Below are 20,627 nucleotides of genomic sequence, written 5' to 3'. Positions count from 1 at the left end.
TACGATCATGAGCTTCGAGGTGAGGGAGAACGCGTGAGCGAGACCGGTGGAACCGGCGCTGGAGCCGGCCGGACCAACGCCGTGCTGTCGAAGCTGTCGGTGGTCGGTGACCTGCTGATGCTGCAGATCGTCTTCCTGGTCCTCAGCCTCGGCATCGTCACCCTCTACCCCGCGGCGTTCGCGTTCCAGCGGGTGCTGCCGGACGCCCTCAGCCAGGAGCATCCGCAGCTGCTGCGGCGCTTCTTCCGCCAGTTCAGGTGGGCCTTCCCGCGCTTCTGGCTGTCCGGTCTGGCCCTGTACTTCGGCAGCATCGCGCTCGCCTTCGGGCTGATCTTCTGGGCGAACGCGAACGGCCCGATCCGGGTCGTCGCGCTGGTCATCCTGATCCCACTGACCGGCATGATCGTCGGGCTGTACCTCAGCGCGCTCGCCGTCCTGCCCGCCGCTCCCGAGGACAGCACGCCCAAGAGTCTGTTCCGCGAGGCGAACCTCTTCCTGCTGCGGCGCTCGCTCGGGGTGGCCGGTGGCGTGATCGGTTTGTTCACTTGGTTCGCCTTGGTCAGCCAGTTGCCGACCCTGTTCGCGATCGGCTCCGGGCTGGTTCCGGCGCTGATCGGCTACTGGATCTCGCGCAGCCGGACCGTACCGGCGAAAAAAGATTCTCCAGACGTGTCAATCTGAGCCCTGCTGGTTCGACGTAGGTGTGTAAGGCCCCTACCGGACCAGAAGGAGTACCCCGATATGTACGCGACGACCGACACCCCGGTGACGACGCCGGCCACCCAGGGCGGCCGCTCGCGCTGGCTTGCCCTCTACGTCCTCTGCGCGGGCATGCTGATGATCGTTCTCGACGTGACGATCGTGAACGTGGCACTGCCGGCCATCCAGGACGACCTCGGCTTCAGCAGCTCCAGCCTCGCGTGGGTGGTGAACGCGTACCTGATCGCCTTCGGTGGCCTCTTGCTCCTGGCCGGACGGCTCGGCGACCTGCTCGGGCGGCGGACCATCTTCGTCAGCGGCCTGATCGTCTTCACCGTCGCGTCCGTGCTCTGCGGGCTCGCTTCCTCCGCGACTTTGCTGATCGCCGCCCGGTTCCTGCAGGGCGTCGGCGGGGCGCTCACCTCGGCCGTCATCCTGGGCATGATCGTGACGCTGTTCCCCGAACCGCGTGAGCAGGCCAAGGCGATCGGCGTCTTCGCCTTCGTCGCGTCGGCCGGTGGGTCGATCGGTCTGCTGGCGGGTGGCGTGCTGACGCAGGCGATCAGCTGGCACTGGATCTTCTTCGTGAACCTGCCGATCGGGGTCGTCACCGCACTGCTGGCCGTGCGCGTGATCGAGAAGGACAAGGGGATCGGGTTCGGGCGCGGTACCGACGTACCGGGTGCTGTGCTGATCACCTCGGCACTGATGGTCGGCGTGTTCACGATCGTGAAGCCGGCGGCCGAGCTGGGCTGGACCGCTCCCCGGAGCATCGCGCTGTCGGTGCTGACGCTGACGCTGCTGGCCTGCTTCATCGTGCGGGAGGCGACCGCCGCCAACCCGCTGGTGCCGTTGCGGATCTTCCGGTCGCGGACGCTGACCGGGGCCAACCTGATCCAGGCGCTGTCCTCGGCGGGGATGTTCGGGATCTTCTTCCTCGGGTCGCTCTACCTGCAGCGCGTTCTCGGGTACGACGCCCTGGAGATCGGGCTGGCGTTCCTGCCGACGACGCTGGTGATGGGGCTGCTGTCGGTGAAGTACTCCGAGAAGCTGGTGATGCGCTTCGGACCGCGCCGGCCGCTGATCGGCGGGCTGGTCCTGATCGTGATCGGCCTCGCGCTCTTCACCCAGGCTCCTGTCAACGGCAACTACTTCATCCACGTGATGCCGGTCCTCTTCCTGCTCGGCCTCGGCGGCGGAGTCTGCTTCCCCGCCCTGATGGGCCTGTCGATGGCCGACGTGAAGCCCGAAGACGCCGGCCTCGCCTCCGGCCTGATCGGCACCATGGGCGAGGTAGGCGCCGCCCTCGGCCTGGCCATCCTGGCCACCCTCTCCGCCACCCGCACCGAAACCCTGACCACCGCCGGCAAGCCCGTCCTCGAAGCCCTCACCAGCGGCTTCCACCTCTCCTTCGCCGTAGCCGGCCTGCTAGTAGCCACCGCCGTCCTAATCGCCTGCACCCTCATGCGCCCCACCCGTACAGCCGCTGAAACCGAGGCCGAGGCCGAACTAGTCCTCGACGCCGCCTGACCCGTACTCCGCCCCCTAGCGCGTCCGGTCCAGCGGCCGGGCGCGCCGCATTTCCTGAGTCCCCCGACCCCGGCGCCTCTCCCCCTCGTCGCGCCCCCGCACCCCCTCGGCCGGCCAGGACTGGCGACCTTGAACACCCAGCGGCGACCTTGAACACGTTATTTCTTGTTCAAGGTCGCCGCTGGGTGTTCAAGGTCGCCGGATCGGGATGAGTTGTCCACAGGGTGGGGGCGGTGGTCGCCGGTGGTCTGTGGGATAGGGAAGGATGTGCGTGTGACGAGCGGGGCAGAAAGCTCGTCTGTCAGTCGGATGTAGAGGGGATGCGGGACACAGTGGCATTGCAGTCGATCGAGCAGAGGATCGCCGACGAGCTGGAAGTCGGCGTGGGGCAGGTCCGGGCAACCGTCGGACTGCTGGACGAGGGCTCGACGGTGCCGTTCATCGCGCGGTACCGCAAGGAGATCACCGGCGAGCTCGACGACGCGCAACTGCGTACGCTCGAGGAGCGCCTGCGGTACCTGCGGGAGCTCGAGGAGCGCCGGCAGACCGTGCTCGAGTCGATCGAGAGCCAGGGCAAGCTGGACGACGCCCTGAAGGAATCGATCCTCGCGGCGGAGACCAAGTCGCGGCTGGAGGACATCTACCTGCCGTTCAAGCCGAAGCGGCGGACCAAGGCGATGATCGCCCGCGAGGCCGGGCTGGAGCCGCTCGCGGACGGGCTGCTGGCTGACCCGACCGTGCCGCCACTGGCCGCCGCGACGGTGTTCGTCAACGACCAGGTCGCCGACCCGCAGGCCGCCCTCGACGGCGCCCGGTCGATCCTGGTCGAGCGCTTCGCCGAGGACGCCGACCTGATCGGCGAGCTGCGTGAGCGGGTCTGGTCGCGCGGCCGGCTCGGGTCGAAGGTGCGTGAGGGCAAGGAGACCGAGGGCGCGAAGTTCTCGGACTACTTCGACTTCGACGAGCCGTTCACCAAGATGCCGTCGCACCGGATCCTGGCGATGTTCCGCGGCGAGAAGGAAGAGGTCCTCTCGCTGACCGTCGAGCCCGAGCCCGCGGGCGCCGAGGAATCCGACGGCCCGACGGAGTACGAGGCGACCATCGCCCGCAAGGTCGGCGTCGAGAACAAGGGCCGCCCGGCCGACCAGTGGCTGGTCGAGACGGTCCGCTGGGCCTGGCGGACGAAGATCCTGGTCCACCTCGGCATCGACCTGCGCACCCGGTTGCGCCAGGCCGCCGAGGACGAGGCGGTCCGCATCTTCGCGTCGAACCTGCGTGACCTGCTGCTCGCCGCACCGGCCGGCACCCGCGCGACGATGGGGCTCGACCCGGGCTTCCGTACCGGCGTCAAGGTCGCCGTGGTCGACGCGACCGGCAAGGTCGTCTCCACCGGGGTGATCTATCCCCACGTCCCGCAGAACCAGTGGGACCGGTCGATCGCGACGCTGGCCGCGCTGGCCGCCGCGCACAAGGTCGACTTGATTGCCATCGGCAACGGTACGGCGTCGCGCGAGACCGACAAGCTGGCGGCCGAGCTGATCGCCAAGCACCCGGAGCTGAAGCTGACCAAGGCGGTCGTGTCCGAGGCGGGGGCGTCGGTGTACTCCGCGTCCGCGTTCGCCTCGGCCGAGCTGCCCGGGATGGACGTCACGCTGCGCGGAGCGGTGTCGATCGCGCGCCGGTTGCAGGACCCGCTGGCCGAGCTGGTGAAGATCGACCCCAAGTCGATCGGCGTCGGTCAGTACCAGCACGACCTGCCGGAGGCCTCGCTGTCGCGTTCGCTGGACGCGGTGGTCGAGGACGCGGTGAACGCGGTCGGCGTCGACCTCAACACCGCCTCCGCGCCGCTGCTGACCCGGGTCTCGGGCATCACCCAGGGGCTCGCGGAGAACATCGTCATCTACCGCGATCAGAACGGTCCGTTCAAGACCCGGACCGCTCTGAAGGAGGTGCCGCGGCTCGGCCCGAAGGCGTTCGAGCAGGCGGCCGGCTTCCTCCGGATTCCTGACGGTGCGGACCCGCTGGACTCGTCCAGCGTGCACCCGGAGGCGTATCCGGTGGTGCGGCGCATCATCGACTCGACTGGTACGGACCTGAAGTCGCTGATCGGATCGCCCGCGCTGAAGGCGCTGAAGGCGGCGGACTTCGTGGACGACATGTTCGGTCTGCCGACGGTGACCGACATCCTGGCCGAGCTGGAGAAGCCGGGGCGCGACCCACGGCCGGCCTTCAAGACGGCGACCTTCGCTGAAGGTGTGGACAAGATCGGCGACCTGAAGCCGGGGATGCGGCTGGAGGGCCAGGTCACCAACGTGGCGGCCTTCGGCGCGTTCATCGACATCGGTGTGCACCAGGATGGTCTGGCGCATGTGTCGGCGCTGTCGAAGAACTACGTCAAGGACCCGCGCGAGGTGGTCAAGCCGGGCGACATCGTCAAGGTGAAGGTCCTCGAGGTCGACATCCCCCGCCAGCGCATCTCCCTCACGCTGCGCCTCGACGACGAGGTAGGCGCCCCCACCTCCGGCCCCCGCACCGGCGAAGGCCGCTCAGCCCGCTCCGGCGAAAACCGAGGCAGCTCAGGCGGCCCCGGCTCAGGTGGCGGTCGCGGACCGGGTGGCGGCGGCCGTGGCCCGGGCGGCTCCGGCGGCGGAGGTCGCGGCCCAGGCGGCGGTCAAAGCAGTGGTCGCGGTGGCCAAGGTGGCAGTGGCGGTCAAGGTCGCGGTGGGCAGGGCGGCCGCGGTTCGGGCAACTCGCAGCCGGCCAAGGATGTACCGATGGACGAAGGCTCCCTCGCCGATGCCTTCCGCAAGGCGGGCTTCACCGTCCGCTGACCCCCAGAAACAACGCATACCGGCCGGCAACCCCCACGGGTTGCCGGCCGGTTGTTCGTCCCCGGGCTACTGCACCTGACCCCGGCCGTTCCCGACTGAACCAACTCGACGTACCGCTCGGCGAATGCCGTCACCCCACCTCTGGGGTGACGGCATTCGTGTGTCCGGAGCGCGCCTCCTTGACAGATTTACTGAGTGGACTCATTATTGAGTCAACTCAGGTTCAGAGATCGAGCGCAAGCCGTCGGAGCGGGAAGAAATGGTCGCCATGCGAGCATTCGTCGTCAATCACTACAAGGGGCCGGTGCAGCAAGCGGAGGTCCCCGAGCCCGTGGCCGGCGAGCGCGATGTGCTCGTGGAGGTCCAGGCGGCCGGGCTCAACGTGCTCGACGAGAAGATCCGGGCCGGCGAGTTCAAGCAGGTCCTCCCGTACGAACTGCCGCAGATCCCCGGCAACGACGTCGCTGGAACGGTGATCGGCGTCGGTGCGAAGGTGAAGGGATTCAAGCCCGGCGACGAGGTGTACGCCCGCCCCGACAAGGACCGCATCGGAACATTCGCGGAGCGCATCGCGATCGCCGAGGCCGACCTGGCACTCAAACCGGCATCAGTCAGCCTCGAGGAAGCGGCCTCGCTGCCGCTGGTGGCCCTGACCGCCTGGCAGGCGCTCGTCGAGCGGGGCAACCTGCGGCCGGGGCAACGGGTCCTCATCCACGCCGGCGCCGGTGGAGTCGGGACGATCGCGATCCAGCTCGCCAAACACCTAGGCGCCACGGTCGCCACCACGGTCAGCGCCGGCAACGTCGCCTTCGTGCGCGAGCTCGGGGCGGACATCGTCATCGACTACCGCAGCGAGGACTTCGAACAGCTCCTCGACGGCTACGACCTGGTGCTGGACAGCCTCGGCGGAAAGAACCTCGAAAAGTCGCTCCGGGTACTACGCCCCGGCGGCAAGGCGATCGGAATCGCCGGGCCCCCGGACTCGGCGTTCGCGCGTGAAATCGGCGCGAACCCACTGCTCCGGCTTGTGACGACGGCACTCAGCAGCGGCATCCGCCGCCAGGCCCGACGCCTCGGCGTGACCTACGAGTTCCTCTTCATGCGCGCCAGCGGTGACCAGCTTCGCCGGATCGCTGCCCTCGTCGACGGCGGCGCGTTGCGCCCGATCGTCGGACGGGTCTTCGACTTCGACCAGACCACGCAGGCGGTGCAGTCACTGACGGTGCGGCCGCTGGAAGGCGGTGGCATCCGCGGCAAAGCCGTCATCAGCAGAGCCTGACGAAACCCAGCACACCATGCACGAACCCGAAACAGGAGAACACCATGAGCACGAACAGGAACCCACACGACGACGTCGTCACCAGCTACAAGGACGCGCCCACCCGCACCGTCGACGCCGACGGCGTCACCTTCGCCTACCGAGAGCTGGGGCCGAAGGGCGGGGTCCCCGTCGTCTTCTTCGTCCATCTCGCCGCGACCCTGGACAACTGGGACCCCCGAATCATCGACCCCATCGCCGCGGCGCACCACGTCATCACCTTCGACAACCGCGGCGTCGGCTCCTCCAGCGGCAGCGTGCCCGACAGCGTCGAGGCCATGGCCGACGACGCCGTGACTTTCATCAAGGCGCTCGGCTTCACCAAGGTCGACATCTTCTCCTTCTCCCTCGGCGGCATGATCGCCCAGGCCCTGGTGGACAAGCACCCCGGCCTCGTCCACAAGCTCGTCCTCACCGGCACCGGGCCGAAGGGCGGCAAGGACATCGACAAGGTCGCCGGTACGACGTACTGGGACATCCTGCGCGCCACCCTGACCCGGTCCGACCCCAAGGAGTTCCTGTTCTTCAACCGCAATGCCTCCGGCAAGCCCGCCGCGCGCGCGTTCGTCAAGCGGCTCGAGGAGCGCACCGTCGACCGCGACGCGCCGATGCAGCTCCGGGGGTTCCGGACGCAGCTCAAGGCGATCAAGAAGTGGGGACGCTCCACCCCCGACGACCTGTCGAAGATCACCCAGCCCACCCTGATCGCCAACGGGGACAACGACCGCATGGTGCCGTCGATCCTCTCCGAGGACCTGCACCGGCGGATCAAGGACAGCGAGCTGATCATCTACCCCGACTCCGGACACGGCGGCATCTTCCAGTTCCATCAGAAGTTCGCCCCGGTCGCCGTCGAGTTCCTCGCCCGATGACGACCCGAGCGCTGCTCCGCGCTCCGTGGGCGCTTCTCCTCGACATGGAAGAATGAGGGTCGGCACCTTCGAGTCCATCCAGCAGACAAGGACGGCAGCTATGCCACTCGCCTCGCAACCAGTCGGACGGCGCGAGCGGAACAAGCAGCAGAAACTCGACCGCATCACCGCCGCCGCCCGAGAGCTCTTCGCCGAGCGCGGTGTCGACGAGGTCACCACCCAGGAGATCGCCGACAAGGCCGACATCGGCGCGGGCACGCTGTTCCTCTATGCCAAGACCAAGGGCGAGCTCCTCCTGCTCGTACAGAACTCCAGCTACGCCGACGCACTCGCCGAAGGCACATCGGCGGCCGAACATATCCCGGCCGTGCTCGACGCGGTGATGGCCATCGTCCGTCCGGTCGTGGAATGCAACCGCAAACAGATCGACAACGGGCGGACCTACCTGCGGGAGATGATCTTCGGCGATCCCGAGGAGCCTCACCACCGCGACGCGCTTCTCCTGACCGTACAGACCGAGAAGGCGATCGCCGACGTGCTCCAGCGCGACGAGCGGATCGGCTCCGGCGATGCCGCGACCCTCGCGCACATCGTCTCCGCGATCATGTTCGTCAGCATGGCGGCGACGATCAACGTCGCCGCCCCGGTCGACGATGTCGTGCAGGAGATCAGAAACCAGGTCCAGGCACTGGTGTAGACGGCTGGATCAGCTGGGCAGGCTAAGCCGAACGCGCGGCCGGGCCGATCTTGGCGGCGCGGGTGAAGGCAGAGACCGTGGTGAGCAGGGTCATCGAGCCGCCGTACGCGTTGAGGCAGTTGACGGCCAGTTTGCCGACGACGATCACCAGGTAAATCAGCAACGCGATGCCGCCGCGGCCGGCGAGCGTACCGAGGTAACCGGCCTGGTTGGCGAGGAAGCCGGCGCCGAGCGAGATCGCCAGCAGGAAGGCCACCCCGTCGAACGGCTTGGCGCCGAACAGCGCGCCGACGTCCGCGCCGGTGGATCCAGCGGTACGGCGAGACGCGAGGTTGATGTCCCGATCGACAGGACATAGTCGCCGGTCGGCGACGCGGCCACGCTTGTGGCGTAGGCCGGGAGGGCGGTTTGGCGGACTATGTCCTGTCGATCGGGACAACCACCCCAGCTGCCTACCGCAGGTCGGCGAGGTGGCCGTCGGGGTCGCCTAGGTGGATTGCGGTGGCTTGGGGGGTGTAGCCGAGGCGGCGGTAGAGGCGGTCGGCGCCGGCGTCGCCGGGGGTTAGCCAGGCGAGGGTGGCGCCGCCGGTTTCGAAGGCTTGTTGGGTTGCGTAGGCGGTGGCCAGCGCGCCCAGGCCTTGGCGGCGGTGGGAGTGGAGGGTGCCTACGCCGGCTACCTCGGTTACTCCGTCGGCGATGGCGGTCCAGGCGGCGGTGGCGACTGGTACGCCGTTCTGGCGGATGAGGATGCTGGCGCCGTTGGCAGGGTCGGGCTGGAAGGGGTTTGCGGCGTCTTCGGTCTCGTAGGCGTCGGCAGCTACTGCGTCGGCCTCGGACTGCTCCTCGACGGAGGTGATGACGGATGCGGTGATGCCTTCGGGGAAGTCGGGGAGCTTGAGGTCGGCAGGCTCGACCACGAGCAGAGGTGGGCGGGAGGCGATCGTCATGCCGTTTGCCACGAGGGCCTCAGCCAGTCCGGGGCTGGCTTCTTCGACGAGCTCGACGTGCAACCAGCGTCCCTCGGCGGCGAAGGCCTGGCGGATGGTGTCCAGCGCCCACGGCACTTCTTCGGGGTCGAAGGCTGTCCCCGGATCAGCGGCGACCGCACTCGACAAGAACCACACATCCTCGTCGTGCAGCATCCCGACCAACGGCCCAGCCACAATCTGCCGCCGCGACCGGCCCAGTCCCATCATTTGAGCGGACGCAATCCGCGCAGCAATCTCCACTCCCCGACCCTAGCCCGATCCCCAACCGACCGCCGGCAACCGCAGGGCGGCCTCTAGCCGGAGCCGCCCTCAGGTGTTCGTTCTCCGCGAAGAACCATCTCAAACAGTGACCAGCGGGAGCTGGTCGGGCCGCCGCTCGGAAAAGTGGCGGAGGGTACGAGATTCGAACTTGTGAGGAGTTGCCCCCAACACGCGTCGGCGTCGGCCGGCGCTGGTCTGGCGGACGTCTTGCCCGGGCATCCGAGACGGACTGGATTCAGTAGTTGCAGACATCTGCCCAGGTCAGATCGCCGTCTGGGACAGAGTGAGAACATCTGATAGTCCGGTCGCTACCCAGGACCCCATGACGTGCCGCACGACTCAGAGATGCCGGGAGCGGGTACGCGGATGATGTACCTCGACGTTGCATCCGCCGGTGCTGGACACTTGACCTAGACAGTCAGCTCGGAGAGGAACGTATGACGCGGCGCAATCGGCCCAACGAAGTGGACCCTGCCGAGCAGTTGCGAACGTGGCTTGCCATCTATGGCGACAACCCGACAGCGCAACCTTCCGAGCGAGCTAGCGGCGGCGACGGGGATGACGAAGAGGACGCCCGGCAGCCGCAAGAGCGCTAGTCACTCGATCTACGCACTCCGTGGGGATCCTTTGCACCTCGAAGTCCCACAGCCTGATGACGGTCCATCCGGAGGAGTCGAGCAAGGCGTTGACCTCAGCGTCCCGCTGCTGGTTTCGGCGGATCTTCGCCCGCCATGATGTGGACAATCGCTCCGGATGACGCGAGGGGTGACCGTGCCAGAACGCGCCGTCAACGAATATCGCCACCTTCCACCGGGTGTACGCGATGTCGGGCGCTCCGGGCGCTCCCCGGTGGTTCAAGCGATACCCGGTGAGGCCCGCCGCCTGCAGGTGCCGCCTCAAGGCCAACTCAGGCTTTGTGCTGGTGCCTCTCACCAGCGCCATCCGGGCCGACCGTTCGGCTGGAGTCAGGAAGTCGGGCACAGATCTATACTCTCCTAGCCGATACGCGCGCGGATCGCGAGTGTGCCTGGCATGTTGCGGTCTGGTTAGTCGGTAGAGTGCGTCTGTGCGATCGGTCGAGTTATTTGCAGGCGGCGGGGGCCTCGCCCTCGGAACGCACCTGGCCGGGTTCACGACCGAGGTCGTCGCGGAGTGGGACAAGTGGTCTTGCGATACCCTCCGCGAGAACCAGATCGCAGGCCATCCCCTTGTTCAGGGCATGGACGTGCACGAGGGCGACGTCCGTTCGGTCGACTGGTCCTCAATTGATGAAGGCGTGGCGCTGGTCAGCGGCGGGCCGCCATGTCAGCCGTTCAGCGGCGGCGGCAAGGGCCGAGCCGCTGACGACTCGCGCGACATGTTTCCGGCGACTGCCGAGGTCATTCGAACCCTGCGCCCGCGGGCCTTCATCGTTGAGAATGTACGCGGGCTTACTCGATCCGCATTTGCTGATTACTACTCATACATCCAGTTGAGACTTGCCCACCCGGAGCTTGTGAGCCGTACCGGCGAGTCTTGGGCAGACCATCTAGCCCGACTTCAGGCCGAGCACACATCCGTGCGTTCCGACCTTCAGTACAAGGTGATTCCGACGCTGGTCAATGCCGCTAACTACGGCGTACCTCAGCAGCGCTGGCGCGTCTTCCTAGTGGGTTTCAGGAGCGATCTCGACGCTGAGTGGTCGTTCCCTGAAGCCACCCACAGCGTTGATGCCCTGCTATACGACCAGCATGTCTCCGGCGAGTACTGGGACCGGCACAAGGTCGCCAAGGGAGATCGGCTCGATCCTCCGCCCGGCAAGAAGCTTGAGATTCTCAAGGAAGATGGTCGAGTCAGCTTAGGCAAGGCATGGCGGACCGTCCGGGACGCGATCTCAAGTCTTCCGGCTCCGACCGAGCAAGGATCCCGGACCTATCTGAACCATGTCCATCAGCCTGGCGCGAGATCGTATCCTGGTCATACCGGCTCGCATATCGACGCGCCCGCCAAAGCATTGAAGGCAGGTGTTCACGGGGTGCCTGGGGGCGAGAATATGCTTCGCCGAACAGACGGCAGCATTCGGTATTTCACCGTGCGCGAGGCAGCTCGACTCCAGACGTTTCCGGACCGCTATCGGCTTCACGGTCCTTGGGGCGAGGCGATGCGCCAACTTGGAAACGCCGTGCCCGTGCGGCTGGCCCAGGTTGTGGCAAGTTCCGTTCATGAGCACTTAGCCCTTGCCGATCTTCGCGAGAAAATGGCATCTCGTCGAGCTATGTCTATGGGCAAGGCAACTGCATGACCGAGCCGTTCAACCCGCTGGACATAAAGAATCTTGCGCACAGCATCGTCACTCAGATGGAAGAAAGATTGCCGACGCCGCTGGACGCCGTCCCGCAGTTCAGGGGCGCTGGACTCTATGCGCTGTACTATTGCGGTCCGAATCCCGCTTACAGCCTACTGTCGGAAGTGAATGCGGACAATCGATGGGAATGGCCGATCTACATAGGAAAGGCCGTGCCTGCCGGCAGTCGCCGTGGGATCGAGATATCTGATCACCATACGACGAAGGCATTGTCCTCGCGCGTACGGCAGCATGCGGCGTCAATACGGGCCGTGGAAAGCTTGGACATCGAAGACTTTGCGGTCAGATGGCTTATTGTCGAGGATATCTGGATCCCACTCGGCGAATCCGCAATGCTTCGTCAATATCAGCCGGTCTGGAACGGACTTGTCGACGGATTCGGGAATCACGCCCCCGGCGCCGGCCGCTCCGCCGGCAAGCGTTCCCGCTGGGACACTCTCCATCCTGGCCGGACGTGGGCGCCAAACTCTCCTGAGCACTCTGAAACAGCCGAGGCGATCACTCAGGACATCCGCGAATACCTACGCCAGCGAATTACGCCTTAGCCCCCTACGGCCGATGCCCTCCGTGCTCAGTGGTCGCGTAGATGGCGTTGAGCCATGCGCCGCTCAACTGACCAGGAATTGCAGGTCGAAGATGCTCGAAGCCGTTAGGCTGGTCGTCGCCGGAAGTGGTCGGCCGAATACCCACGTCACCTGCCGGCGAGGCTGCACGAACCTCTCGTCCTGCCTGAGCGCGGCACTCATCTCATACTCTTGCCCGATAATTCCGAGCGTCATTCCATCGGCACGATCACGCGGCCTAACAGGGCAGGAAGCGCACTAAAGCAGCTTCGCTTAAAGGCAGTCCTCTCTCGTCAAGGCAGAGCCCGTTCAGCCGTCGGTGACGTGCACGCTAATCAGACCAAGCCGCTTCGCGATCCGTTCGTTGGTCGCTTTCTGCTCTGGGGTGATCTTCCGAACGAACGAGTCGACCGTGCAGATGATCCACGGCAGGGCGTCACCGCCGGCCTGCGCCGCGATGGCCGCCCATGCGAGATGCTTGAAGTCGCGCATGGGCGCCCAGGCGAAGCGCTGCTCCATCTCCTCATCGTCCTCGTGGCGAATCGTCACACAGAGCGGCTTGATGCCGAGCGTCTCAAGGTCGACGTTCCAGTCGTGACCGAGTGCCTTGGCAACGAGAGCGCTGACCGGAGTGGCCGGCTTGACCACGAGCGGTGCCCACTTGCCTACCCCGTAAGTCGCCCGGATGTACTCCTTCATGGGCCCGTCCTTGAGCCACGGCCGAACGTTCTCCGGCTTCCCGATGAACGGGAGGAGTCGCGCTCCCACTTCGGCATCGGAGGTCCACGCCTGATAGTGACGGGTGCGCTCGGGGTCCGTGAGATAGGTCCAGTTGAGGTCCGCTGCGCGCTTGTAGAGGAGGCGAACGACGTCTTCTTCGAGGTCCGAGGGGATCGCGTACTTGGTCATTCGATTCCAGTCGTCAGAGGGAATTGAAGGTGAACCTCATCGGCCTTGGTTTCAAGGTCTGCGGCATCCTGAATCCAGTGGTCCATCAGCGATCCGACGGTCTCGTCGCTGAATTCGATACGGGAGGCATGCGGCATCCGTAGGCGCAGGTGCTCGCTCTCCTGGGCCTCCAGGGATCGCCGGAGGTCTAAGGTCGCCGCCACTCTACGGATGTCGGTTACGAAGTCGAGGACCCTCAGGGACTCCTTGCCGGGGCTGAGTCGGAGTCCGCGCCCGAGTTGCTGGACGAAGATCCGACGACTGTGTGTAACCCGCAAGAACGCGATGAGGTTCACGTCCGGAACGTCGACGCCCTCGTTGAAGACGTCGACACACGTGATCACCGGCACCCGGCCAAGTCGGAACTCGTTCAGTAGGATCTGGCGCCGCTGCCGCGGGAGTGCGCTGTGCAGGAACGATGCGTTGGTCCATGCCGCGTCGGACGAGGCGAACAGGCGGGCCATATGCTCGGCGTGCTCGATAGTCTGGCAGAAGACGATGGCCCTTGGTTCCGTCATGGTTCGCCACACCTCACGGAAGTGCTCGATGATCTCCTCGTCGCGTTGCGGCAGAAACAGGGACTTGTTGAGATCCTTGATCGACTGCCCGTGCACACTGGCGTCCCGGACGGCGTGCCAGTCGACGTTGTCGACGAACAGCCGGTAGTCGACGGCGGAGAGGAAGCCAGCGGCCATACCCTCCGCGATGCCCATCTTGAAGCTCGGATATCCGAAGCGGGAGGTGATGTCGAACTTGTCACCGCGCCAGGGTGTCGCTGTCACGCCAAACTGCTCAGCATCCCCACACAAGTCGAGCAATTCAGCAAATCTGCCGCTCTCGGCCACGTGATGCGTCTCGTCGATCATGATGAGGTCAGGCCGGTAGCCCACTCGTACGGCACCAAGGACGGATTCGACCGTTCCGACCACGACTCCGTCGAGGCGTTCGGGTCGGTTTTCTCCCGTGAGCAGGCGGGTGGGAACGTATTTCGGGATGTGCCGCCACATCGCCTTCTCGAGCTGGGCGACGAGGTCCTTCATATGCGCGACGACGAGAATCCTGGCGTCCGGTTTGGTCTTGAGATGACGGCTGATGATCTCGCCGCCCACCACGGTCTTGCCGAGACCCGTCGCGAGGACGAGCAGCGCGGTGCGGTTGGCGTCGAGATCCCGGACCACGGCGTCGGCCGCCTCGGCTTGATATGGGCGCAGGGCATACTGCGTGGGAACGGTCTCGGGCATGCGATCCCCGATTGACCGCAGGGTCGCGCCGTGCCAGACGGTGATCGGCACACCGACTCCGTTGAGCGCGATACGGCGGGCCTCCGCCGGCGCGTTGATGTCGGTGTTGGTGACCAGGATTGCCTTGTCCGCGCGATAGCGCGTGCGGGCGCGCTCAAGGTCGTCGACGCCTTTTCGATCGACTTTCCCTCCGGCCTTCCACTTGCACTGGAAGACCCACTGTTCCCGACCGCGTACAGCCAAGAGATCCGCGCCGTGGTCGCCGGCACCGTCGATAACACGCACGTCGTTGAACCCGAGGTGCCACAGGGCTCGTTCGAGGGCTTGCGTGAGACCCGGGGGCCCTCCTCTCAGCAACTCGTCCGCCGAGAGGAAGACCGCGCTCACTTCTCCTCCGCGAGGTCGTCGGCCAGTAGGCGAATGCTCAGCCTCGTCCGCAGCAACTGGTCCGGAAGGTTGGCCCCGGCGTAGGTCGCCTGCGTCGCGACATCGGAGAGGTAGCCGACCGTACGCGCAAGACTGAGCCGCCGCGCGGACGCGGAGGCGACACCCTCGTAGACACCCTGGAAGACGTGGTTGTCCATGAACAGTGACGGCAGCGACTCGACGAGATGGACCAGGAAAAGGGCTGGCACGTGCAGCAGGAACTCACCGCTCGCACCGAGGTCGGTCGTGTTGGTGACCTTGCCGTTGGCGATCATGGTGTGCTCGGTGTGGGTGAGTTCGTCGGGCGAGAGGAACTGAAACGCCTTTCCCGGTTCGCCGACGCGGTCCAGCTCGGACGCCATGCGGCGACGGACCTCAGCCAGCAGTTCCTTGGCCTCGGCACTGATCATCTCGGCGTCCAGAGCGCTGGCCGGCAACGATTCCGCCCGGATAGCCGCGATGAGCTCCGAGTGGCTCCACTCCGAATTCGTCTGCACTTTGAGCAGCACAGCGATCTCCGCGAGCAACAGATCCGAAGGGTCCACTCCGAACTTCTGGAAGATCGGATGATCAAGGTCGAGGAACGCTACCAGGGCGTTGCCGCCGAGCTGGTCCAGCAGGACGGGAGTTGGGTGGAGCTTCTCGTCGGTCAGGCCTCCCACTGTGACCCGACGTGCCTCAACCTCGACGAAGCCGACGCGCGGGTGGCCGAATGATCGACTCAGGGCCGGGTAAGTGGTCGAGTTCTCCGTGTAGCGAGTGACGCGTTCCTGCCGCGTCTCCTTACGCCGCACCTGGGCATCGGGATTTACCTCGCCCGGACCGGTCGCGCGAGAACTCGGACCATGGACTTCCGTCTCGACGAAACCCAGCGCCTCCATCACGGCCACCTCGTCGGGCTTTCCCGGAGTGGCGACGGCCACCTTCGCGTTCTGGCCCCTGCTCTTGGTCGCCTCGTGGTCCTCGACCGCCTGCCACCAGCGCTCATCGGTTTGGTAGTCGGGGTTGCCCCGATGGAACTCGTGTCCCCACCGGCGAGTGTCTTCGTGGATCGGCTTGCGGCCGTCTCCCGGCACCAGGTACCGCAGGCCAGCGTCGTTACGACGGTATCCCTTGAAAAGGAGTGCGAGCGGGCTGGTGTTCTCTTCGTACTCAAGGTTCGTCGCGCGCTGGGGCAGCAACGGCGCGACCCCCCTCACGATTTCGACCGCCGAGCGCCAGCTGCGGTCGCCGTACTCGAAAGCATCCTTCTGATACGTGACCGGGACATGGTCGAGGTGGATCTCTCCGATGATGCGGCCACCCTGGTGTGCGAGATCCACCGGATATTCCGGCTCCTCGTTGCCGACCGCCCCGTCAGGGTTGCGCCAGGTGAACAACTGCTTGTCCCAGCGGAGGATCTTGCGACCGTTGCGCAGGAAGTCGATCCCGTAATCGTGCTTGTGCATATACCGCTGGATGCCGAGCCACCCGTGTACCCGGCGCTCACGAACCGTGAGGCGATCGCTCCCACAGTCCTCGCACGCATCGCGATCAGTGAGCTGCCACTGTCCGCAGTCACCGCAGGCGAGACCGTTCTCCAGCTTCTGATCGATCGCGATGTAGGCGGGGATGCGCTCCTTGTTGTTGTAGAGAACCGAGCGATCGTCTCCCCAGCGGCAGTGCCGGACAGGCTTCACCTGGAACCCGCCAACCCACAGTTCGAACGGACGGTTCAGGAACATCCAGGAATAGACCTGTCCCAGGGTGTTGCGCAACGCCGAGCCGTTCTTCTGCAGCCACCGAGCGCGCGTGGGATGCAGGCGGCTGATAACGATACGCGTGCCATGTTCATTGAGGTCGGCCTTCGGCTCCGTGATGTCCTCCGCCTCGAAGTCGTCACCTACGCGGTCGAGGTCGATCTCCACGCCGATCCACTCGGCGTCGCCCTGGCGGGTCGTCAGGACGCGCGTGCGCTTGCCGAGCCGCGCTGTCGAGACGTTGAACCCCATGCCGAAGAGGCCGAGCTTGTCGTGCATGTCGTTGCCCGACCAGCCTGCTCGTACCGCTCGCTCCAGCCGGCCGTACGTCATGCCGCGACCCGTGTCGGTGATCACGAGCTGGCCCCGAGGGGAGTCAGGCAGCTCCACACTCACGCGAAACCCACCCGCCCAAGGGGTCCCAGACCGATGGATCTCAGTGAAGTCGTCAAAGGCGTTGTCGATCAGCTCCGCGATGCACTGCCACTCGTCGAACTCAATCTCACCGAGCATGCGCAGAACACGCGCGGAAGGAGTGATCTTCATGGGCGAACGGCCCCCTGTCTCGTCTCACGTGGGTACGCCGAGGAGAGCCCTGCGCAGGCAGCCCTTCGGCGCGCGACTCGGGTAGAGCCGACGCGTCATGTAGAGACTAGAGGGCATCACCGACACCAGCACCAAGTTCCCTCCCCACGCCAGGCACTTGGGTGTCCACGGCAGCTGCGAGATCCGTTCGCTAACCACAGGTCGCGAACGGTTGCGGCGCCGGAACTGAGGAACCAGACGAAGGCGCAGCTGGGTTCTGGCTAGGACGTAGAGACAGCTGCCACGGAATGACTGAGGGGTGGTTCCCGATTACGGAATCGCCCTCGGTGCTCGTCCCCTAGGAGTGACCACGTAATGCGCTGACCAGGCGAAGCACTGATCGGGTGGCCACTGGACAGAGTGGCGGAGGATACGAGATTCGAACTCGTGAGGGGGCGGTACGCGACGGCGACCGTCGCCAGGCTCTCCGAGGTTGATTCGGGAGCTCCCAGCTTGCGGGAGACCGCGCTCGTCTCCGTAGCAGCCGCGATCACCCGGTCGAGCTGTCCGAGCTCGGTCAGTGTGCGGGCATGACCGTCCAGGACCGCGATGAGGTGGGCCTCCGGATGTTCGGCTGTCTGTGCGCGGGACCGCTCACATGCCTCGGCGTATACGTCCGAGGGCCGGGGGCGGCCAGTGCCTCCTCGACGCGCCCTCCGCCGAGTAGGTCGACGGCGTGGTTGTTGAGGCCCACGGCCAGATCAGGCTCGACCACCGTGGCCGGGCAGTCGCCAGCAGGCGGAGGATCGCCACCGCTTCGGCCGACGCAGTGAGCGCCTCCGCCGTGCAGCCGACCTCGGACAGCAGCTCGCTCAGATTGCTCAGCGCGGTCGCCACCCCGCCGCGGGCCGCCGGGCGGGGCGCCGTCCGCAGGCGTGTCGCACGAGGCACGGAGGCCATGGGCGCAGGCGCGCAGCGTAAGGCGGGCGGCGTGAGCGCTGGCGTCAGGCGCTGGTCGTTGGGCTTCGCTCAGGTTTTGCGGGCGAGTAGGAGTAGGTCGAGTAGGCGGTCTAGGTCGGCTGTGGTGGGTTCGCCTGGGAGGAGTTCGCTCAGGGCGTCGAGGGTGGTGGTCAGGTGGCGTTCGATGGAGCGTTTGGTTTGGGCTTGGGCGGTGGCGAGTTCGGCGATGACTTGGCGGGCTCGGGGCGACGCTGACAGGAGAGCGGCCGCGCCTGATGGCTCGGGCGGGTCAGGGGGCGTTTCGTCGACGATGGTGAGTTGTAGTTGGGCGCCGAGGGCGGTGACCAGGCGGTCGAGGGCGGAGAGGGTGGGGTTGCCGCGGCCGTTCTCGAGGTTGGCGATGTAGGGGACGGAGAGGCCGGCGTCGACGGCAACGGAGGCGATGGTGCGGTTGGCCGCTTTGCGGCGGGCTCTCAGTTCGGCGCTCAGGTCCACGACAGGAGAGTATCTTCACAGAACACTGTTGCCAAGGAGTGTCGCGTGAGGATAGTTTCCTCCGGCGTGAGGATCTTGCGGAACGGTGACTTCAGGCGGCTGTGGGTCAGCGGGGCGATCTCCGGGATCGGCTCATGGCTGCTGGTGGTCGCGATTCCGGTCCATGTCTTCCAGTTGACCGGCTCGGCTGCGGCAACGGGCCTCACGGTCGCGCTGGAAGCCGTACCGGCGTTGGTCGTCGGGCCGTGGGCCGGCGTGCTGCTCGATCGGTGGAATCTGTCGCGCGCCATGTGGCTGGCCGATCTCGCCGGCGCCGCCGCCGTCGCCCTGATCCTGTTCGCCGATTCCGCCGACCGCGTATGGGTCGTGTACGTCGCAGTGCTGGCCGAGAACCTGGCGGCCACAGTGTTCAGACCCGCGGCCCGAGCGCTCACCCCAGCCGTGGTGGGCACCGGCGACGAACTGGCCGCGGCGAACTCACTGAGCGCCTTCTCCGGCAGCGTCATCCGCCTGGCCGCACCACCCCTCGGCGCACTCCTGCTGACCGGCCCCGGGATCACCTTCGTCCTGATCATCGACATCGTCAGCTATTTGCTGTCGGCAGCGATCATCGCGACGATCAGCCATCGGCGCCTGGACAGCAAACCTGATACAGGTAAGGGATTCAAGGCACTGAAAGAGGGCCTGCGAGGCGTTGCCGACAACAAAATCCTGTCCGGAATTCTGATCGCGAACGGCGTCTTCCTGACCGCCAACGCGGGAGCGACGGCACTGCTGGTCCCCTTCACCGTCGAGCGACTCGACGCGCCGGGGCAAACCGTCGGCTATCTGATCTCAGGCCTGGGCGCCGGATTCCTGCTAGGTGCCGCACTGAGCCCGAAAGCCCTTACCTGGTTAAGCGTTCGCGACCTACTCATCGTCACCCAGCTAGCCGTCGGTGCGGCATTCTTCGCCTTGTTCAATGCCCCCGACATTCCCTGGGCGATCGCCGCCACCGCACTGATCGGATTCCCCGGCAGCATCCTCCTGATCACCGCCGAAACCACAGTCCAGCGGGTAGCCCCCACCGAACTACTCGGCCGCATCGGCGCCCTCTTCTTCGCGATGGACTCCCTGACGGTAGTGATCGGCGCCCTAGCCGCCCCAGCCCTGGTCAGGCTCGCAGGCCTACCACTCACCCTCAACGCGATCGCCGCGTTCGCAGTACTAGCCGCCCCGGTCACCCTCTTCGCAGTACCCAGCCATCCGGCCGCACTCACCCGGACAAAGCTCCCGACACCGTGACCACATGCCCATCCGCAAGCCGAAACACAAACTCCCGCCGAGACCAAGGCATGTCCGCCGGCGCCGACTCAACAGCAAGCCCCGCATCCACAACAGCCGAACAGACAGCATCAACCGGTACGCCGATATCGAGCCCCAACGTCATCGATACCCGGCAGCGTCAGCAGATGGTCGACGACAACCCGCGCAGCTTCACCCATCAGCCCCTGGCCCCAGTGATCGCGGCGGAGGTACCAGCTGAGGCGGCGAGTGGAGGTGCCCTGATCGGAGTAGACGCCTATTACTCCGATTGCATCCGACGACCCCGGCGCACGTAGTGCCCAGGTCAGGTCGCCGTTGTCGCTGAAGTTCTCAGCTAGCCGGTCGCGCGAGGCGTCGAAGTCGGCGGTCGGCTCGGCGAAGGCGGCTTCCGCCCAGAGAGGGTCGGCGAACATGGCATGCAGGTCGGCGAGGTCGCGGTCGACGTCGAGGGGGACCAGGGCGAGGCGCTCGGTGGTCAGCTGCATGGCGTCATTCCGCGTTACAGCGGGCGCTACTCGGTGTAGTTACGGTCCTGGCTGTAAGTGTTTGCGGACAGGGTGGGTGACGGCCTGATCGGCGTGGCGCGAAGGGAATCCTGCGGGCGGATCCGCAGGTCGTCAGGGAATGGTTCGGAGCGTGGCCGGGCGTGTGCCAACAGTTACCAGGAAGCCCTACATTTGCAGCGGGGCCTAATAGAAGCGGCTGTCCGAATCGTTATTGGCAAATTCCTGCAAACATTCTTGACAGGCCATAAACCCGGCCGCTTCCCGGAACCGCTACCGGTGCTCTGACCAGCGGTTTCACGGTGGATGAGGCGGTGGAACCAGAGCAGCGTAAGGCCTCTGTAAAGGTCCCTGCCAGTCTATTCCGGGGGCAGGCTTTAT

17 protein-coding genes are annotated in these 20,627 nt (G+C 66.0%); 9 read left to right on the top strand and 8 right to left on the bottom strand.

Going from position 1 to position 20,627, the window contains the following annotated elements:
• Window positions 1–33: 33 nt before the first annotated feature.
• The 6 genes from ABD116_RS09935 (at window position 34) to ABD116_RS09910 (ending at window position 7,947) form a co-directional block, all read left to right on the top strand.
• Complete coding sequence (locus ABD116_RS09935) at window positions 34–681, top strand: DUF624 domain-containing protein (protein ID WP_343967262.1); 648 nt, start codon at window positions 34–36, stop codon at window positions 679–681.
• Between the two features lie 60 nt (window positions 682–741).
• Window positions 742–2,229: a DHA2 family efflux MFS transporter permease subunit gene (locus ABD116_RS09930; RefSeq protein ID WP_343967260.1), complete on the top strand. Its 1,488-nt coding sequence runs from the start codon at window positions 742–744 to the stop codon at window positions 2,227–2,229.
• A gap of 320 nt (window positions 2,230–2,549) precedes the next feature.
• A complete protein-coding gene (locus tag ABD116_RS09925; RefSeq protein ID WP_343967258.1) occupies window positions 2,550–5,060 on the top strand; it encodes a Tex family protein in 2,511 nt (836 codons plus the stop codon).
• Window positions 5,061–5,328: 268 nt separating this feature from the next.
• Window positions 5,329–6,339 (top strand): NADP-dependent oxidoreductase, encoded by a 1,011-nt coding sequence (locus ABD116_RS09920; protein ID WP_343967256.1) that lies wholly within the window; start codon window positions 5,329–5,331, stop codon window positions 6,337–6,339.
• A 44-nt stretch (window positions 6,340–6,383) separates the two neighbouring features.
• Window positions 6,384–7,250, top strand: a complete 867-nt coding sequence (locus ABD116_RS09915) for an alpha/beta fold hydrolase (RefSeq protein WP_343967255.1) — start codon at window positions 6,384–6,386, stop codon at window positions 7,248–7,250.
• Between the two features lie 100 nt (window positions 7,251–7,350).
• Window positions 7,351–7,947 (top strand): TetR/AcrR family transcriptional regulator, encoded by a 597-nt coding sequence (locus ABD116_RS09910; protein WP_343967253.1) that lies wholly within the window; start codon window positions 7,351–7,353, stop codon window positions 7,945–7,947.
• Between the two features lie 22 nt (window positions 7,948–7,969).
• Here the strand turns inward: ABD116_RS09910 and ABD116_RS09905 are convergent, their stop codons facing one another.
• The 3 genes from ABD116_RS09905 to ABD116_RS09895 form a co-directional block, all read right to left on the bottom strand.
• Window positions 7,970–8,386: a hypothetical protein gene (locus tag ABD116_RS09905; protein WP_343967251.1), complete on the bottom strand. Its 417-nt coding sequence runs from the start codon at window positions 8,384–8,386 to the stop codon at window positions 7,970–7,972.
• Between the two features lie 13 nt (window positions 8,387–8,399).
• Window positions 8,400–9,140 (bottom strand): GNAT family N-acetyltransferase, encoded by a 741-nt coding sequence (locus tag ABD116_RS09900; protein WP_343967249.1) that lies wholly within the window; start codon window positions 9,138–9,140, stop codon window positions 8,400–8,402.
• Window positions 9,141–9,737: 597 nt separating this feature from the next.
• Window positions 9,738–10,178: a very short patch repair endonuclease gene (locus tag ABD116_RS09895; protein WP_343967247.1), complete on the bottom strand. Its 441-nt coding sequence runs from the start codon at window positions 10,176–10,178 to the stop codon at window positions 9,738–9,740.
• 85 nt (window positions 10,179–10,263) lie between these two features.
• On the opposite strand from ABD116_RS09895, the gene ABD116_RS09890 reads away from it, so the two are divergent.
• A complete protein-coding gene (locus ABD116_RS09890) occupies window positions 10,264–11,478 on the top strand; it encodes a DNA cytosine methyltransferase (RefSeq protein WP_343967245.1) in 1,215 nt (404 codons plus the stop codon).
• Window positions 11,475–12,086 (top strand): Eco29kI family restriction endonuclease, encoded by a 612-nt coding sequence (locus ABD116_RS09885; RefSeq protein WP_343967243.1) that lies wholly within the window; start codon window positions 11,475–11,477, stop codon window positions 12,084–12,086. The genes ABD116_RS09890 and ABD116_RS09885 overlap by 4 nt, the downstream gene beginning before the upstream one ends.
• A 327-nt stretch (window positions 12,087–12,413) precedes the next feature.
• Here ABD116_RS09885 and ABD116_RS09880 read toward each other — a convergent pair whose 3' ends face one another.
• The 4 genes from ABD116_RS09880 to ABD116_RS09865 form a co-directional block, all read right to left on the bottom strand.
• Window positions 12,414–13,013, bottom strand: a complete 600-nt coding sequence (locus ABD116_RS09880; protein WP_343967241.1) for a hypothetical protein — start codon at window positions 13,011–13,013, stop codon at window positions 12,414–12,416.
• Window positions 13,010–14,680 (bottom strand): DEAD/DEAH box helicase family protein, encoded by a 1,671-nt coding sequence (locus tag ABD116_RS09875; RefSeq protein WP_343967239.1) that lies wholly within the window; start codon window positions 14,678–14,680, stop codon window positions 13,010–13,012. The genes ABD116_RS09880 and ABD116_RS09875 overlap by 4 nt, the downstream gene beginning before the upstream one ends.
• Complete coding sequence (locus tag ABD116_RS09870) at window positions 14,677–16,971, bottom strand: ATP-binding protein (protein ID WP_343967685.1); 2,295 nt, start codon at window positions 16,969–16,971, stop codon at window positions 14,677–14,679. The genes ABD116_RS09875 and ABD116_RS09870 overlap by 4 nt, the downstream gene beginning before the upstream one ends.
• Window positions 16,972–18,012: 1,041 nt before the next feature.
• On the bottom strand, window positions 18,013–18,438 hold the full coding sequence (locus ABD116_RS09865; RefSeq protein ID WP_343967237.1) for a helix-turn-helix domain-containing protein: 426 nt from the start codon (window positions 18,436–18,438) through the stop codon (window positions 18,013–18,015).
• A 66-nt stretch (window positions 18,439–18,504) separates the two neighbouring features.
• Between ABD116_RS09865 and ABD116_RS09860 the strand changes: the two genes are divergently transcribed.
• On the top strand, window positions 18,505–19,722 hold the full coding sequence (locus ABD116_RS09860; RefSeq protein WP_343967235.1) for an MFS transporter: 1,218 nt from the start codon (window positions 18,505–18,507) through the stop codon (window positions 19,720–19,722).
• A gap of 110 nt (window positions 19,723–19,832) precedes the next feature.
• On the opposite strand, the gene ABD116_RS09855 is transcribed toward ABD116_RS09860, so the two are convergent.
• Complete coding sequence (locus ABD116_RS09855; RefSeq protein ID WP_343967233.1) at window positions 19,833–20,228, bottom strand: GNAT family N-acetyltransferase; 396 nt, start codon at window positions 20,226–20,228, stop codon at window positions 19,833–19,835.
• Between the last annotated feature and the right edge of the window lie 399 nt (window positions 20,229–20,627).

Origin of the sequence: Kribbella koreensis (assembly GCF_039525325.1) — a bacterium.
Classification (GTDB): Bacteria; Actinomycetota; Actinomycetes; order Propionibacteriales; family Kribbellaceae; genus Kribbella; species Kribbella koreensis.
Note: the sequence above shows the minus strand (reverse complement) of the source record. Positions and strands in the feature narration are given on the sequence as shown.

Excerpts from the sequence above, each read along its gene's own strand:
- ABD116_RS09930 (WP_343967260.1), top strand. The coding sequence starts at position 742 with ATGTACGCGACGACCGACACCCCGGTGACGACGCCGGCCACCCAGGGC.
- ABD116_RS09925 (WP_343967258.1), top strand. The coding sequence starts at position 2,550 with ATGCGGGACACAGTGGCATTGCAGTCGATCGAGCAGAGGATCGCCGAC.
- ABD116_RS09920 (WP_343967256.1), top strand. The coding sequence starts at position 5,329 with ATGCGAGCATTCGTCGTCAATCACTACAAGGGGCCGGTGCAGCAAGCG.
- ABD116_RS09915 (WP_343967255.1), top strand. The coding sequence starts at position 6,384 with ATGAGCACGAACAGGAACCCACACGACGACGTCGTCACCAGCTACAAG.
- ABD116_RS09910 (WP_343967253.1), top strand. The coding sequence starts at position 7,351 with ATGCCACTCGCCTCGCAACCAGTCGGACGGCGCGAGCGGAACAAGCAG.
- ABD116_RS09900 (WP_343967249.1), bottom strand. The coding sequence starts at position 9,140 with ATGGGACTGGGCCGGTCGCGGCGGCAGATTGTGGCTGGGCCGTTGGTC.
- ABD116_RS09885 (WP_343967243.1), top strand. The coding sequence starts at position 11,475 with ATGACCGAGCCGTTCAACCCGCTGGACATAAAGAATCTTGCGCACAGC.
- ABD116_RS09880 (WP_343967241.1), bottom strand. The coding sequence starts at position 13,013 with ATGACCAAGTACGCGATCCCCTCGGACCTCGAAGAAGACGTCGTTCGC.
- ABD116_RS09870 (WP_343967685.1), bottom strand. The coding sequence starts at position 16,971 with ATGCTCGGTGAGATTGAGTTCGACGAGTGGCAGTGCATCGCGGAGCTG.
- ABD116_RS09855 (WP_343967233.1), bottom strand. The coding sequence starts at position 20,228 with ATGCAGCTGACCACCGAGCGCCTCGCCCTGGTCCCCCTCGACGTCGAC.